This window comes from Micromonospora tarensis (assembly GCF_016803395.1).
GTDB lineage: Bacteria > Actinomycetota > Actinomycetes > Mycobacteriales > Micromonosporaceae > Micromonospora > Micromonospora tarensis.
In genome coordinates this window covers 14,504-30,437 of record NZ_JAEVHL010000005.1, presented here as the reverse complement: position 1 = coordinate 30,437, position 15,934 = coordinate 14,504, and the positions used below count along the sequence as shown (strand labels likewise).

12 protein-coding genes and 2 pseudogenes are annotated in these 15,934 nt (G+C 71.2%); 4 read left to right on the top strand and 10 right to left on the bottom strand.

All coding sequences use genetic code 11. The features are described 5' to 3' along the window. Window positions 1–45: 45 nt before the first annotated feature. From JM949_RS02220 to JM949_RS02185, 8 genes and pseudogenes are all read right to left on the bottom strand, one after another. Window positions 46–1,041, bottom strand: a complete 996-nt coding sequence (locus tag JM949_RS02220) for an ABC transporter substrate-binding protein (protein ID WP_203146829.1) — start codon at window positions 1,039–1,041, stop codon at window positions 46–48. Window positions 1,042–1,178: 137 nt separating this feature from the next. Continuing rightward, window positions 1,179–1,871, bottom strand: coding sequence for an L-ribulose-5-phosphate 4-epimerase (locus JM949_RS02215; protein WP_309231960.1), 693 nt, complete (start codon window positions 1,869–1,871; stop codon window positions 1,179–1,181). Further along, the gene (araB, locus tag JM949_RS02210; RefSeq protein WP_203146783.1) at window positions 1,868–3,550 is read right to left on the bottom strand and encodes a ribulokinase; all 1,683 of its coding nucleotides are present in this window, start codon (window positions 3,548–3,550) and stop codon (window positions 1,868–1,870) included. The genes JM949_RS02215 and araB overlap by 4 nt, the downstream gene beginning before the upstream one ends. 629 nt (window positions 3,551–4,179) lie before the next feature. Continuing rightward, window positions 4,180–4,968: an ABC transporter permease gene (locus JM949_RS02205; protein ID WP_203146782.1), complete on the bottom strand. Its 789-nt coding sequence runs from the start codon at window positions 4,966–4,968 to the stop codon at window positions 4,180–4,182. Then, complete coding sequence (locus JM949_RS02200; protein ID WP_203146781.1) at window positions 4,965–5,942, bottom strand: ATP-binding cassette domain-containing protein; 978 nt, start codon at window positions 5,940–5,942, stop codon at window positions 4,965–4,967. The genes JM949_RS02205 and JM949_RS02200 overlap by 4 nt, the downstream gene beginning before the upstream one ends. A 33-nt stretch (window positions 5,943–5,975) precedes the next feature. Then, window positions 5,976–6,818 (bottom strand): DUF4097 family beta strand repeat-containing protein, encoded by an 843-nt coding sequence (locus JM949_RS02195; protein ID WP_203146780.1) that lies wholly within the window; start codon window positions 6,816–6,818, stop codon window positions 5,976–5,978. A gap of 75 nt (window positions 6,819–6,893) precedes the next feature. Beyond that, on the bottom strand, window positions 6,894–7,418 hold the full coding sequence (locus tag JM949_RS02190; protein WP_203146779.1) for a hypothetical protein: 525 nt from the start codon (window positions 7,416–7,418) through the stop codon (window positions 6,894–6,896). 92 nt (window positions 7,419–7,510) lie between these two features. Further along, a pseudogene (locus tag JM949_RS02185) lies at window positions 7,511–8,658 on the bottom strand (FUSC family protein). 566 nt (window positions 8,659–9,224) lie between these two features. On the opposite strand from JM949_RS02185, the gene JM949_RS02180 reads away from it, so the two are divergent. After that, window positions 9,225–11,456, top strand: coding sequence for a hypothetical protein (locus tag JM949_RS02180; protein WP_203146778.1), 2,232 nt, complete (start codon window positions 9,225–9,227; stop codon window positions 11,454–11,456). Window positions 11,457–11,465: 9 nt separating this feature from the next. Here the strand turns inward: JM949_RS02180 and JM949_RS02175 are convergent, their stop codons facing one another. Next, window positions 11,466–12,221 (bottom strand): SDR family oxidoreductase, encoded by a 756-nt coding sequence (locus JM949_RS02175; protein ID WP_203146777.1) that lies wholly within the window; start codon window positions 12,219–12,221, stop codon window positions 11,466–11,468. A 128-nt stretch (window positions 12,222–12,349) separates the two neighbouring features. On the opposite strand from JM949_RS02175, the gene JM949_RS02170 reads away from it, so the two are divergent. The 3 genes and pseudogenes from JM949_RS02170 to prfH all read left to right on the top strand — a co-directional run bounded on the left by JM949_RS02170 (window position 12,350) and on the right by prfH (window position 14,990). Continuing rightward, entirely contained in the window at window positions 12,350–12,988 is a 639-nt protein-coding gene (locus tag JM949_RS02170; protein WP_309231959.1) for a class I SAM-dependent methyltransferase, read from the top strand. Between the two features lie 183 nt (window positions 12,989–13,171). Continuing rightward, window positions 13,172–14,358 (top strand): annotated as a pseudogene (locus JM949_RS02165) (RNA ligase RtcB family protein). Further along, on the top strand, window positions 14,355–14,990 hold the full coding sequence (prfH, locus tag JM949_RS02160; protein ID WP_203146776.1) for a peptide chain release factor H: 636 nt from the start codon (window positions 14,355–14,357) through the stop codon (window positions 14,988–14,990). Before JM949_RS02165 ends, prfH begins: the two are co-directional and overlap by 4 nt. Window positions 14,991–14,994: 4 nt before the next feature. On the opposite strand, the gene JM949_RS02155 is transcribed toward prfH, so the two are convergent. Next, window positions 14,995–15,900, bottom strand: coding sequence for an alpha/beta fold hydrolase (locus JM949_RS02155; protein ID WP_203146775.1), 906 nt, complete (start codon window positions 15,898–15,900; stop codon window positions 14,995–14,997). Window positions 15,901–15,934 lie beyond the last annotated feature (34 nt).

Here is a 15,934-nt window from a genome sequence, read left to right as displayed (position 1 = left end):
TGACGCGGCGGGGTCGCCACGCGAGCGCGGCGACCCCGTCGTCGATCAGTACTTACGGTTGGGCAGGGCCTCCTTGGCCTGCTCCTGGGTGAAGGTGGTCTCCTCGGTCTCGATCCGAGCAGGCACCTCCTCGCCCGCGTGGACCTTCTTGGCCAGGTCCATCAGCTGCGGGCCGAGCAGCGGGCTGCACTCCGCGATGAAGTTGAACTTCCCGTCGGCGAGCGCCTGCATGCCGTCCTTGACCGCGTCGACGGTGATGATGGTGATGTCCTTGCCGGGCACCTTGCCGGCCGCGGTGATCGCCTCGAGCGCGCCCAGACCCATGTCGTCGTTGTGCGCGAACAGCACGTCGATCTTCGGGTTGGCCTTGAGGAACTGCTCCATGACCTGCTTGCCACCCGCCCGGGTGAAGTCACCCGGCTGGGAAGCGATGATCTTCAGGTTCGGGTTGGCGGCGATCGCCTCACCGAAGCCCTTCTTCCGGTCGTTGGCCGGCGCCGCACCGGTGTTGCCCTGTAGCTCGACGATGTTCACCGGGCCCGAGGCGGTCTTCTTCTGCTCGACCAGCCACTCACCCGCGAGGCGGCCCTCCTTGACGAAGTCCGAGCCGAGGAACGTCTTGTACAGCGACTTGTCGGCCGAGTCCACCGAACGGTCGGTCAGGATGACCGGGATCTTGGCGTCCTTGGCCTCCTTGAGCACGGTGTCCCAGCCGGACTCCACCACCGGCGAGAAGGCGATCACGTCGACCTTCTGCTGGATGTAGTTGCGGATCGCCTTGATCTGGTTTTCCTGCTTCTGCTGGGCGTCGTCGAACTTCAGCTCGATACCCGCCGCGGCCGCGGACTCCTTGATCGAGGTGGTGTTCGCCGTACGCCACCCGCTCTCCGCACCGACCTGGGAGAAGCCCATCGTGATCTTGCCGTCATCCTTGGACCCGCCGCCGCCCGTGTCACTGTTGCCGCAGGCCGCCACGCCCCCGACCAGCAACGCGCTGGCGAGGACCGCGACAGCGCGCCACCGAACGGACTGCGTTCGCATCTTTCCCATCGAATCTCCTTGGCTGGATGTGGTGGGTAACCGCGCCAACCGCCGAGGTGCGACAGAGCGGTGTACGCGGGTGGTGCGTGCTGGTGCGTCGTGGTGCAGACCGGCGGGTCCCGATGATCGGGGAAGAGTCAGGAACCCGCCGGTGCGACTGGGTGTTGACCGTAGACGTTCTGATAGCGGTCGTGGAGGGAGTCGATGTCGGCCTGTGCCATCGGCACCGGCTGCCCGAGGGTGCGGGCCAGGTACGCGGTGCGGGCCACGTCCTCGCACATGACCGCCGCCTTGACCGCCGCGCGGGCGTTCCGGCCGATGGTGAACACGCCGTGGTTACGCATCAACACCGCCGGTGAGCGGTGCCCGGCGAGCGTGGCGACGATGCCCTTGCCGATGTCGTCGCCGCCGATCAGCGCGAACGGGCCGATCGGGATCTCCCCGCCGAACTCGTCGGCCTGCGCGGTCAGGTGGCAGGGAATCGACTCCCCGCACGCCGCCCAGGCGGTGGCGTACGAGCTGTGCGTGTGCACGACCCCACCGACCTCGGGCATGGCCCGGTAGACGTACGCGTGGGCGGCGGTGTCGCTGGACGGCGCGAAGTCTCCCTCGACGAGGACGCCGTCGAGGTCGCACACCACCATCGTGGCGGCGGTGAGGTCGTCGTAGCTCACCCCGCTCGGCTTGATCACCATCAGGTCCTGGCCGGGAACGCGCGCGGAGACGTTGCCGGACGTCCACGCGACCAGGTTGTTGCGGGTCAGCTCGCCGTGCAGGCGGGCGACGGTCTCGCGCAGCTCACGGATCCGTCGGGTCACCTCGGTGCTCACGCGACCACCTCCAATGCGGTCTCGGGTGTGCTGGCGGCGGTCACCACCGCCGCGTTGCGGATCGCCCGCAGGCGGAGCAGGACGTCGTTGCCGCCGCGTCCGAAGTGGTCGTGCAGTGTCCGGTACTCGGCGTACAGGGCGTCGTAGGCGCGGGCCCGCTCGGGGTCCGGACGGTAGACGGCCTCGTGCACCCGGCCCATCGCCTGCGAGGCCTCGTGGATGGACGGGTACGCGCCGGCGGCGACGGCGGCGTGAATCGCCGAGCCCAGCGCCGGCCCCTGCGCCGAGGCGATGATGTTCAGCGGCCGCCTGGTCACGTCGGCGTAGATCTGCATCAGCAGCGCGTTGTTGGTGAGGCCACCGGCGATCACCAGGTCGTTCACCGCGACTCCGGCGTCGACGAACGCCTCGATGATCATCCGCGTGCCGTACGCGGTGGACTCCAGCAGCGCCCGGTAGATGTCCTGCGGCCTGGTGGCCAGGGTCATCCCGACGATCATGCCGCTCAGGTCGTGGTTGACCAGCAACGAGCGGTTGCCGTTCCACCAGTCCAGAGCGATCAGGCCGTGGGCGCCGACGGGCTGGCTCGCGGCCAACTCGGTGAGGCGTTCGTGCGAGGCGACACCGGCCGGGGCGGCGTGTTCGACGAACCACCCGAAGATGTCGCCGACACCGCTCTGCCCGGCCTCGTAACCCCACGCGCCGGGGCTGATGCCACCGTCCACGACACCACACATGCCGGCCACCTCGGCGACCTGGGCACCGTTGACCACGTGACAGGTGGAGGTGCCCATGATGGCGACCAGCCGGCCGGGCTCCACGGCCTGGGCGGACGCCGCGGTGACGTGCGCGTCGACGTTGCCGACGGCCACCGCGATCCCCTCCGGCAGACCGGTCCACGCGGCGGCCTGGGCGGTGAGCGCGCCGGCCCGGTCACCCAGCGGCAGCAACGGACCGTCCAGCTTGGCCACGAAGTCACCGAAGGCGGGGTTGAGCGCGGTCAGGAACTCCTCGGACGGGTACTGGCCGTCCTGCAGGATGCCCTTGTAGCCGGCAGTGCAGACGTTGCGGGTCTCGGCGCCGCAGAGCTGCCAGACGATCCAGTCGGCCGCCTCGATGAAGCGCTCGGCCCGGTCGTAGACCTCCGGGTCCTCCTCCAGGATCTGTAGACCCTTGGCGAACTGCCACTCGGCGGAGATCTTGCCGCCGTAGCGGCCGATCCACGGCTCCGCCCGCTCGTGGGCCAGCGCGTTGATCCGGTCGGCGTGCGGCTGCGCGGCGTGGTGCTTCCACAGCTTGACCCAGGCGTGCGGCCGGTCCCGCAGCTCGGGCGTCTCGCAGAGCGGAGTGCCGTCGGCGAGGGTCGGCAGCACCGTGCAGGCGGTGAAGTCGATGCCGATGCCGACCACCGCCGCCGGGTCCACTCCGGCGGCGGACACCGCCGCCGGCACGGCGTACCGCAGGACGTCGCGGTAGTCGTCCGGATTCTGCAGGGCCCAGTCCGGGGGTAGCGATCGACCTCCCGGAAGCGCCGTGCTGATCACGCCGTCGCCGTACTCGTGCACCGCGGTCCCCAACTCGGCACCATCACCGACACGGACCACCAGAGCTCGCCCGGACAGGGTGCCGAAGTCGACACCGACGACGTAGCGGTCGTCAGCTCCGTCCACACGGTTCATGTTCACCTCCACCGTTAACGGGGATAGTGTTAACGCTCACATCCAGACTCGTCAAGACATCCACCCGCAACAGCTCCGTAACGGAACGCAGAAGCGGATACCGACTTGGGCGATTTCAGGTCGGATAGGGGCAAAAGACACGAATTCTGCGCCAGGTCCGGACACGGCCGCCCGGAGTGGCCTACCGCGGCCCGCCGACCCGACCGACACCGTCGGCAGGCGGGTGACAGGAAGCAGCGCCCGGCGAGACCGTGCGACAACCGTCCGATCGCGACCAGCCACCGGACCGGTCGCGATGTCAGCGATAACATCATCGGGCCTCAGTGCGCTCCGGCTTATCGCCACGGAACGACCCTCCAGCGCCGCATGCTCATGACCGAGCGCCACCAGAGACACCGCCCATCGGGCACTGCCGACTCCGCAGCGCGTGTTATCGATAACATTCGACGTCTCGAGCCGCCCCCTGATCAACTCGGCTTCGGTGCGGTCGGGGTGCCGTCGTCGTCGTACCGAATGCCCCGACCGCACGGAGGTCCAGTCGATCTCGTCGGTGGACAACGCCGACGACCCGGCCCACCGGGCCGGGTTGTCGGTTGTTGGCGTACCCGAGATGTCGGACGCCGCTCGGGTCAGGCCGCGCGGTTGCGGTTGTAGAGATTCTTGGCCCAGAGGAAGGAGAGCACGCTGATGACGAGGCACCAGCCAACCGCGATGATGCCGTCCGCGCCGATGCCGGAGCCGAGCAGCAGGCCACGAAGGGTCTCCATGACCGGCGTGAAGGGCTGGTAGTCGGCGAACCAGCGCACCGGCGTCGGCATGGAGTCGGTGGGGACGAAGCCGCTGCCCAAAAACGGCAGGAGGATCAGCGGCATGGGCAGGTTGCTGGCCGTCTCGACACTGTCGCTCACCAAACCGAGAGCGACGGAGAGCCAGGTCAGCGCAAAGGTGATCATGGCGAGGACGCCGATCACGGCGAGCCACTCGACCGGGCCGGCCGTGGGCCGGAAGCCGATGAGCAGCGCCACCCCGGTGACGGCCGCGAGGCCGAGCATGGTCTGGATCAGGCTGCCCAGTACGTGGCCGGTCAGCACCGACGGTCGAAAGATCGCCATCGTCCGGAACCGGGCGATGATGCCCTCGGTCATGTCCATCGCGACCGAGATGGCGGTGCCCTGCGCCGCGCTGACCACCGTGATGAGCAGGATGCCGGGCGTGACGTAGTTGGCGTAGTCGGAGCGGTCGCCGGACGGCCCGAGGCCGGCGCCGAGCGTGCCACCGAAGACGTACACGAAGAGCAGCAGGAGGATGACCGGGATGCCGATGAGCAGCAGGGTCATCGACGGGTAGCGCCGCATGTGCAGGAGGTTGCGCCGCAGCATCGTGCCCGAGTCGCGGGCGGCGAGGGAGAGGGTGCTCATCGCGCGGCAGACCTTTCGTGGTCGGGTCGGCCGGCCCGGATGTCGGGTTGGCCGGTGAGGGCGAGGAAGACGTCGTCGAGATCGGGGGTGTGCACGGAGAGCCCGGCCACGCTGATCGAGCCGCGGTCCAGCTGGTCGAGCAGGGCACGCAGTGACCCGACCCCGCCGTCGCTCGGCACCTGGAGGGTGAGCGCCGCCTCGTCACGGGTGGCGGTCACGAACGTGCGGGCCGCCGTGTCGAGCCCCTCCTGGTCGGCGAAGTGCAACACCACGTGGCCGCCCGGAATGAGCCGCTTGAGTTCGCGCGGCGTGCCCTCGGCGATCAGTCGGCCGTGGTCGAGGAAGGCGACCCGGTCGGCGAGCTGGTCGGCCTCCTCCAGATACTGCGTGGTGAGCAGGATGGTGACGCCCTCGGCCACGAGCGCGCGGATGATCTGCCACATGGCTCGGCGGCTGCGCGGGTCGAGGCCGGTGGTCGGCTCGTCGAGGAAGATGACGCGGGGCTCGCCGACCAGGGTCATCGCGAGGTCGAGCCGCCGCCGCATGCCGCCGGAGTACGTCGACACCGGCTTGCCCGCCGCCTCAACCAGGTCGAACTGGTCGAGCAGGTCGGTGATCCGTCGCCGCCCGGCCGCCCGGTCCAGGTGACAGAGATCGGCCATCAGGTTGAGGTTCTCCCGCCCGGTGAGCAGATTGTCGACGGCGGAGAACTGGCCGGTGACGCCGATCAGCTCGCGTACCGCGTCGGGCTCCCGGGTCAGGTCGTGGCCGAAGACCCGGGCGGTGCCGCCGTCGGCGTTCACCAGGGTGGAGAGGATCTGCACTGTGGTGGTCTTGCCGGCGCCGTTGGGCCCGAGCAACGCGAAGATCGTGCCCTCGGTGATCATCAGGTCGATGCCGTCCAGCACGACCTTGTCGCCGTAGGACTTCCGTAGGTCGGTGGCGACGATCGCGGGCTTCGTGGAGCTGGTCATGGTCTCCTCATCAGTGGTCTCGGTGGTGTCGGGTCAGGCCCGGCGGATGGTGATGTCGCCGTAGGAGGTGTTCGCCCGGACCTCGACCGTCTCGTCGGTCTGCGCCGGGCTGTCGGTGGACTCGAGCGCGTTGTGCACCCGACCGTGTTTGGAACTCACGTCGAGCCAGGCCGCCGTGCCGCGACGGATGCCGACCTCGATCGCGCCGTAGGAGGTCTGCAACTCGATCGCCCCGCGCACGATCTCGCCCAGCCGGAGGTTGCCGTACGCGGTGCGGGCGGTCACCGAGGCCATCGACGCGTCCACTGTGACGTCGCCGTACGCGGTGTTGATCCGGGCGTCGCCGCCGGTGCTGCCGATCCAGCAGTCACCGGAGGAGTTCTTTATCTCGGCCGTGCCGTCGACCACGCCGAGGCGCACCTTGCCGGACGACGCCTTCACCCGCGCGGCGCCCAGGACGCGCTCGACCGCGACCTCGCCGTGGCTGGAATCGATCTCCAGCGGCCCGGTCTCGTCGAGCCGGACGTTACCGCCGGTCTTGATCCGACACTCGCCGAGTCGACCCTCGCCGCGGAATGCCGCCCACGACGACTCGGCGTGCAGCCGCGACCCGGTCGGCAGCTCGACCAGGACGTCGACCGACGGCCCGGCGCCGAACCCGTAGCGGCGCCAACTCTTCGGCACCCTGATCACCAGTTGCCCGGCGGTGAACTCGACGGTGGTCTGTTCGGCGGCGCTCAGGTCGGCCTTGCTGGACGGGTCGCGTGGACGCACCGTCACCACCGTGTCGGTGCGGTCGCTGGCGGCGATCCAGACGTCCCCGACCGGCATCTCGATCCGGGCGGAAATCGGTTCTGGTGTGTCGAAAACAGGCATGGTGCTCTCCCGAAAGGTGGTCGGCGACGATCGCCGCTGGTCAGCGGCGCGGTGGAAGGGTCAACCGGGAGGGGGTCAGCGCGCCCAGCCGGTGAAGTGCTGGCCGGAGCGCGGTTCCGGCCGACGGGGCGGACGACGCTCCGTCTCGCCGCCGGCGACGGCGCCGGCCACGGCGCGCACCAGCCAGGCGTTGACCGACAGCCCGGCCCGGCCGGCGGCCTCCTCGACGCTGGCTTTCAGATGGTCGGGAAGGCGCAGGTTGATCCGCGAGGTGCCGCCGTCGTCACCCTCGGGCGCGGGCAGTGGCGCCGACAGCGGGGGTGGGCCGGTGACGTCGTGCACCGCCTCGACCGGTGGGCTGGCCGGCGTCACCACGAAGTCGGGTTCGCGCCCGCGCAACCGAACGTGCACCGACCCCGGGGCGAGGTCCCGGGTGATCTCGTCGGCGGCGTCGGACAGTGCCTCCAGCAGCGTGAGACGGGTGGCCGCCTCCAACTGGGTGAAGAGTCGTTCGGCCAGTGCCCGACCCTCCGGGTCCACGCCCTCGGCGGCCACGGCGAACTCGTCTCGCAGGTTCTCGACGTATGACCTCAGCTCCATGGCACCATGATGGCACCACTTTGGCTCAGACTGCAACAGTCTTTGGCTCACAAAGGTGCCACCGGCTGGCTCGGCAGCGGTTCGGCAGTCCCTCAAAGGTCCCCGAAAGCCCTCCGGACCAGGCGATTCGCCTCCTCCTGGGTCAACCCACTGGCCACCAGGAGGTCGCTGACCGTGGTCCGGACCTGTGCCACCACCACCGCCCCCGAGAAGCCGACCCCCGCCCGGTAGGCGTGGCCCGCCGTCCGGACCGCCCGTAGCGCCTGCTCCCGGGCCGGTGCGGTTCATCGGCGGCGGCGAACTGCCGCTTGAGCGATCGGACGGCCTCGGCGAGATCGCCCACCGCCCCCGGCAGCGACTCCGGAACCGGCTCCCCGTCCTCGATCAGCGTCACCGCCCGCCGGATCAGCGTTCCGCTGTTGCGCATCGCCCGGTCGATCGGCTCCGCGGCCTGCGCGTAGCGGCCCACCGGCCCGTGCCGCTGGTGCCAGTACACCGGCGACAGGGTGCTGGCCTCCCGAGCTCCCTGGGTCGCCTCCACGAAGGCCTTCAACGGGCCCGCGCTCTGCCGCAGCTCGCCCCGGGCGGTACGGGCCCGCGCGGCGTCGCGCGCGCGGAGCGCCTCGGCAGTGGCATCGAGCTGGGTGACGAGCAGTTCCAACACCGGTCGTGCCGCCCGGTTGAGCACCCGCAGCGGGTTCAGCGGCAGCAGCACGGCGGTGACCAGCAGCGCCATCCCTCCCCCGACAAGCGCGTCCACGAAGCGGGGGATCTCCAGATCGCGGATGGACGGACTGAGCGTGGAGATCAGCACCGCGGTCGCCCCGGCCTGGATCACCACCGCCGCGCTGCCCGCGAGGAACAGCGCGACAACGATCGCCAGCACCACGATCAGAGCGAGTTGCCACCACCCGGTGCCGATCACCACGAGCAGCAGATCACCGATCAGCACCCCGACGGTGACACCGATGATCAGCTCCACGGTGCGGCGCAGCCGCTGACCGACAGAGGCGGCCAGCGTCGAGACTGCCGAGATCGGCGCGAAGACCGGCTGCGACACGTGCAACAGCTCGTGCGCCACGAACCAGGACAGCGCCGCGGCCAGCCCGGCCTGCACGGCGAGGCCGCCGATGGTCCGCACCCGACGGAACCGATCGCGCAGCGTCGCCACCAGGCGACCCCAGAGTCGGACGACGGCCGGAGCGCCCGCGTCCGCTCCGCGCCGACCGGCAGCGACCATGGCGGCACCTACCCGGCCACGACCGGAACAGTCCTTGCGACCGCCAGCCCGATCGCACGACGGGCAGACGTCCGCCGTGCCGGCGGTAGGCCGCACCACCGTGACGCTTGCTCGGCTGATCGACGAGTACCGCGACCTTCACGCGCGCCTGGCAGAACCGACACCGGTACGAGGATCGAGGCGCGCTACGCGTCCGGCTCTACAAGATCGTCACAGGCCGCGATCCGGCGGTTCCTGCTGGACGGTCCGCTGTCGGTGCGGTGGCGGTTCGTCCCGACGTTCGTGAACGGACAGCTCGCCTTCGGACGTACCTCTGGAGCCCGGAGGCGTCGGTCCGCACGGCCGCGGCCCTGGACGTCGTCGCGTCCTGACCCGTCGACAGCCGGCGCCCGCCGCGCCCGACGCGGGGCCGGCGTCCTCCCGGCGCGGGTTCGCGATTGAGGCCGTCCGGTTCGGGTAGACCCCGCTCTGCCGTCATCGCAAGGGCGGCCCGCCACCTGCTGGCGGGTCTCGTGACCCGGGGTGCGGCGAGACGCCTCGGGGGGACGTCGGATGGATCAGCGGGGTTGAAGGGGCCGGACAGCTCCGAGAACGTCGTGGAGCTACGGGTGCACGGGGTCTCGGGCGCGAGCGCCGCACAGATGCTGGACCTGCATGAGTCCGGGCAGGTCGCGGGCGACAGCAGTGGCGGCTTCTACCGGCCACGCCCCCGGTGCGCGGACACCGGGGGCGTGCCCGGCGTGACGCTGGAGGCGTACCGCTGGGGTGATCTGCCCTCCGGGACGGTGGCCCGCACCCTGGCGGTGGTCTTCCTGCTGCCCTTCATGCTGGTCAACGTCGCGATCTGGATGCGCCCGGCGAACCCCGGCGTCGAGGCGGTGGTCAAGTCCCTGTGCCGGCTGCTGGGGCTCACGCTCACCGTGCTGTACGTGCTCGCCATCGCCGGCGTCGCGCTGGACCTGGTGGGCTGGAAGTGCCTGGCCTCGGCCGACTGCCTGGCCGGGCGGAGCTGGTTGTCCTGGCTGGGTGGGCGACCGGTCGGCGCGCGGCTGACGGTGCTCGCGCTGGTCCCGGCCGCCGCGATCGGCCTGATCTGGCGGATCAGCAACCGCCCCGGCCGGACCTTCGAGGCGTTCCGGGCGCCCGATCAGACAGTCTCCGCGTCTCGACTCGGCACTGTCGGTCAGTGGGACGCCGAGCCGCTGGTGGGTCGGATGCGCGCCATCCACGTCGCGGCGGCGTTCGCGACGCTGGACCTCACCCTGCTGGTGGCGCGTGCCGCCAGCGGTGGCTCGGCGGCCACGATCGCGCTGACGGTGACCACCGGCGTGATCCTGACTGTCTGTGTCGGGCTGCTCTGCACGCCGCCGCTGATCGACAGGTCCGCCGGCAACGAGCGCCTCGACGCGGTCACCCGTGCGCTCCGGACGGCCGCCATCGTCCTGACCGTCGTCGTCGTGGCGCACGTGCTGACCAGCGCGCGGCCGTGGCAGAAGGAGCCTGAGCTGCCCGGCTACGACACCACCCTGGCCGGGTTGTTCGTCGCCCAGACGACGCTGCTGGTCGCGCTGGGCGTGGTGCTGCTCTGGCGGCGGGGCCGGCAGCGCGGCTCCACCCCGCTGTTCGGGCTGGGTGGACTCGTGGTCGCGGCCACCGGGATCAGCCTGGCGGTGGCGTACTCCGCAGAGTTGGTCTACCGGGTGGCGGACTTCCTGGATCGCGACGTGTCGACCGGGGAGGGCATCGCCGAAGGTCCGCCCCGGGCCTACACCTGGGCGATCTACGGCTTCTTCCGGGCGTTGCTGGTCACCGCGATCGTCGCCGGTCTCGTCATCCTGATCACCCGCCCCGGTCGGCGTCGGGCCGCCGCGGCGATCGTCGGGCGTGACTACCCGGACCCACCGGCCGAGGCCGGGCCCCGGTTACGGCAGGTCCGAGACGCGATAGCCCAGGCCCGCTTCACCGAGAAGACAGTGCCGCTGGCCGTGGTCTACGGGTGCCTCGCCGGGCTCGGCACCGCCACCACCACCCTCGCCCTGCTCGGGCAGTTTCCCGGCGACGTCATCGAGCGGAACGCCAGACTGCCGGCGGACGCGATCACCTTCGGCATCGCCTTCGGTAGCTGGGTGATCGCGGCGATCATCCTCGGCCTGATCCTCGGGGGCGTCTTCGCCTACCGGACCGTGCCGTTCCGCCGGCACGTCGGCGTGCTCTGGGATCTCGGCACCTTCTGGCCCCGCGCCGCACACCCGTTCGCACCGCCCTGCTACTCGGAGCGGGCCGTGCCGGAGCTGGCCCGCCGCATCACCTATCTCGTCGAGCGCGGCAACGCGGTGCTGCTCACCGGACACAGCCACGGCTCGGTTCTGCTCGCCGCCACGGTGCTCCAGTTGCCGCCACGGGTCGGCAACCGGGTCGCCCTGCTCACCCACGGATCACCGCTGCGGCGCCTCTACGCCCGGCTCTTTCCCGCCTTCGTCAACGACGCGGCACTGCGCGAGATCGGCCGCCGGGTGGGTTGGCGCTGGGTCAACCTGTGGCGCGACACCGACCCCATCGGCGGCTGGATCTTCTCCCCCCGACCGCAACCCGCGCCGGTCACCACCGACGACCCGGCCGCCAGGGTGGACCGCCGCCAACGCGATCCGCACGACCTGGTGGCCCCTCCCGGCGACAGCGTCGCCCCGCCCATCCACGGGCACTGGCCGGGCGAGTCCGACGAGCCGTTCACCGAGGCCGTGCGGGAGTTGGCGCGGTGCCTCGACCGGCGACCCGACCCGCCCGCGCCGCCGACGTAGCGCGCCGGCTCACGCCCCGCGCTTCGCCCGCGTCCGCCAGTCGTCGAGGTTGGTCGCGGCGAGGCGGGCGCCGTCGGCCGGAACGAGCGAACGTTCGCCCAGCTTGGCGCCGAAGTACCGGGCGTCGGGGTCGGCCACCACCGGGCGCGGGTCGTGCTGCCCGGCGAGGACGGATCGGCCCAGTTCGTCGAGGCGGAACTGCTCCGGGCCGGCGATCTCGACCACGCCGTTCACCGGCGTACCCACCGCGACCTCGGCCACCGCCGCCGCGACGTCGTCCCCGGCCATCGGCTGGATGAGCACCGGCGCGAGGTGCACGGTGTCGCCGTCCGTACCGGCGTCGATGATGCCCTGGAGGAACTCGAAGAACTGGGTGGCGTGTACCACCGAGTACGGGATCTCGGACTCGACGATGAGCTGTTCCTGGGCGGCCTTGGCCCGCATGTACCCGCTGTCCCGGATCCGGTCAGACCCCACGATGGAGAGCGCCACGTAGTGGCCCACCCCGGCGTCCAACGCGCCGGCGAGGAGCGTCCGGGTGGACGTCTGGAAGAACTCCAGCACCGCGGCGTCCTCGAACGACGGCGAGTTCGACACGTCCACCACGACCTGGGCGCCGGTGAGCGCGTCGGCCACCCCCTCGCCGGTCAGCGTGTTGACGCCGGTCTTCGGCGATGCCGGCACCGCCTGGTGGCCCTGGGCACCGAGGATGCCCACGAGCTTGGTACCGATGAGGCCGCTGCCCCCGATCACGACGATCTTCATGGTCGTACCACGTCCTGTCTGCCGGGCCGAATCGTGTTCGCCACCAGTAAGACGGAAACCGAGCGCCGGTGCAGGACAATCGCTACGAAACAGTTCGACGGAGCGCACCCACCTGTTTGGAGGTCGACGTGGCCGCGGTGTCCCACCCGGTGTTCGCCCGGGTCTACGAACGGCTCAGCGTCGCCATGGACCGGGCCGGCACGGCGGCGTTCCGAGGCGACCTGGTCGCCGGCCTCTCCGGCCGGGTGATCGAGATCGGTGCCGGCAACGGGCGGATGTTCTCGCACTATCCGCCGGAGGTGCGCGAGGTCGTCGCGGTCGAACCGGAACGACGGCTCCGTGCCGCCGCCGAGCGCGCCGCCCGGTCCGCGCCGGTTTCGGTCACCGTCGTCGACGGCCTGGCCGAGGCGCTGCCGGCCGGAACCGGCGAGTTCGACGCGGCGGTGCTGGCGTTGGTGCTGTGCACCGTGCCCGACCAGGCCGGCGCGCTGGCCGAGGTCAGCCGGGTGCTACGGCCCGGCGGCGAGTTGCGGTTCTTCGAGCACGTCGCCGCGGCGGAAGCCAGCCGTCTGCACCGTGCCCAACGACTCGTCGACGCGACGCTGTGGCCGAAGCTGTTCGCCGGCTGCCACACCAGCCGGGACACCGTGGGCGCCATCCGGGCGGCCGGCTTCCAGATCGAGCAGCTGCGCCGGTTCCGTTTCCCGGCCACCAGCAACAGCCCCTCCGCACCCTGCGCGCACGGACGCGCGACCAGACCGGCCTGACACCTACTCATCGCGGCAGCGTATGTCGCGAAGGAAAATCGCTTGTCGTGCCTGGCGTACTCCGCGAGAGTGACGCCCATGACGTACTGACGGGCACCTTCCGCTGCTTCCGCGCCACCGGTGACGCCTCCCGGGGGCCGTGACGCCGTCCGTTCCCACGTCCCGCTCGAGAAGTGAGCAGTCTTGTCCCAGCAGCACCTCCCTCGGGAGTCCCTGCCCCCGTCCACCCCGGCCACCGTCACGGTGTTCGCCTCTGCCGCGAGCTGGATCGAGTCCGCGGCGCTCACGCAGTGCCGGCAGGTCGCCGCCCTGGACGGCATGCGGCACGTCGCCGCGATGCCGGACCTGCACCCCGGCAAGGGCGCGCCCATCGGCGCCGCCATGGCGTCGGCCGTGCTGTACCCGTTCCTGGTCGGGTCCGACATCGGCTGCGGCATCGCCGTGTTCCCGATCAGGCTCAAGCGTGCCGTACCGGAGCGGCTCGCCACCCGGTTCCCCGACCTCGACCAGGCGCTCGACCCGGTGCGGGACGCCGACGACCCCGCCTGGGCCCTGGTGGAGGGCGCGGTGCCGGCCGGCCACCTGGACGGTCTCGGCACGGTCGGCCGGGGCAACCACTTCGTGGAGCTGGCCCGCGTCGACACCATCCTCGACCCGGGTCACGCGAGTCGACTGGGGCTCACCGCGGGCGATCTGCTGCTCATCGTGCACAGCGGCTCTCGTGGCCTGGGCGAACGGATCTTGCGGGCACACACCGAGGTGCACGGCGCCGGGCCGGCTCCCGACCCCGCCGCGTACCTGGCGATGCACGACGACGCCGTGCGCTGGGGATCGCTCAACCGCCGGGTGCTGGCCGCCCGGGTCGCGTACGCGTTGGGGACCGCGCCCACCGACCCGATCGTCGACCAGTGCCACAACCTGGTCGAGGTCCGCGACGGGGGCTACCTGCACCGCAAGGGCGCGGCGCCGGGTGACGGCCGCGATGTCCTCGTCGCCGGCACCCGAGGCACGGCGTCCTACCTGGTGGCCGCCCACGCGGGGCCGGAGGCGAACCACTCGGTGGCGCACGGCGCCGGTCGCAAGATGTCGCGCGCGACGCCCTGCGTCGGGGCCGGGCCAAGCACACGGTAGAGGAGCTGCGCCGTACCCCGGTGGGTTCGCTTGTGGTCTGCGGCGACCGGCAGTTGCTCTTCGAAGAGGCGCCCACCGCGTACAAGCGCGTCGAGCAGGTGATCGCCGACCTGGTGCAGCACCGACTGGCCACGCCGGTGGTCAGCACGATCCCCCTGGTCACCTACAAGACGCCCGACCCCGGGTCGGCGTACCGGCCGGACCGGCGGGGCCACCGCGGCAGGCGGGGCCGGTCGTGACCGTGCTCCTGCTGCTGTCGGCCGGTCGTGGACCGCGGGAGTGCGCCTGGGCGTTGACCCGGCTGCTGCACCGCCTGCGGGCGGACGGCACCCGGCGAGGTCTGACCATCGAGCAGGTTCAGGCGGTGCCCGGCGAGAGTTCCGGCACCTACCGGTCGGTGCTCATCCGGATCTCGGGGGCCGACGCCGGGGCGTTCGCGGGCTCGTGGACCGGCACGCTGTGCTGGCAGGCGCCGAGCCCCTACCGGGCCAGCACCGGGCGGAAGAACTGGTACGTCACCGCCCAGCCACCGCAGCCCGACGCCCAGCCGACGACGTTTCGGGAGGCGGACGTGGACATCGTCGCCTGCCGGACCGGCGGGCCGGGCGGCCAGCACCGGAACAAGGCCAGTACGGCGGTACGCGCGACGCACCGCCCGTCGGGCATCGTCGTCGTGGTGGACCAGGAGCGGCAGTTCGGTCTGAACCGCCGGATCGCCCTGCGCCTGCTGCGCGACCGCGTCGAGGACGGCGACGAGGCGACCCGGCGTGCCGTCAGCACCACCCGGTGGCGCGTCCACGACGGCCTCGTCCGTGGCGATCCGGTACGCGTGGAACGCCCCACGGCTCAGCGCCCGGGCCGCCGCGGCTGACGACTCAGACCTGCATCACCGCGTCCGCGAAGGCCTGCGGCGCTTCCTGCGGCAGGTTGTGCCCGACACCGCCGCCAACCATCCGGTGCTCGTACTGACCGGCGAACTGCTTGCCGTAGACGGTGGGCTCCAGGTGCGGCGCGCCGTTGGCGTCCCCCTCCAGGGAGATGCTCGGCACGTTGATCTTCGGCTTCGCGGCCAGGCGCTGCTCGATCTCGTCGTACCGGGGCTCGCCGTCGGCGAGGGCCAGTCGCCACCGGTAGTTGTGGATCACGATGTCGACGTGGTCGGGGTTGTCGAACGCCGCCGCGCTGCGCTCGAACGTCGCGTCGTCGAACGTCCACCTGGGCGACGCGGTCTGCCAGATCAGCTTGGCGAAGTCGCGCCGGTTCTTGTCGTACCCCTCCCGGCCGCGCTCGGTGGCGAAGTAGTACTGGTACCACCAGGCGAATTCCGCCTTCGGCGGCAGCGGCACCCGGCCCGACGCCTGGCCGTCGATCAGGTAGCCGCTCACCGAGACCAGCCCTCGACAGCGCTCGGGCCAGAGCGCGGCCACGACATCGGCCGTTCGGGCGCCCCAGTCGAACCCGGCCAGCTTCGCGGTGTCGATCTTCAGCGCGTCCATCAGGGCGATGAGGTCGAGCGCCATGGCCGCCGGTTCGCCGTTGCGCATGGCGTCGTCGGCGAGGAACCGGGTCGAGCCGTAACCCCGCAGGTATGGCAGGACGACCCGGTAGCCGGCGGCGGTGAGCGCCGGCACGACGTCGACGAAGCTGTGGATGTCGTACGGCCAACCGTGCAGCAGGATCACCGGCTCTCCGTCGGGTGGGCCGGCGTCCACGTAGCCCACGTTGAGCAGCCCGGCGTCGATCTGTCGCACCTCAGCGAACCCCGCAGCGGCCTTTGCCATCGACGTCTCCTCTGCCCCGATTCACCCCACGTGC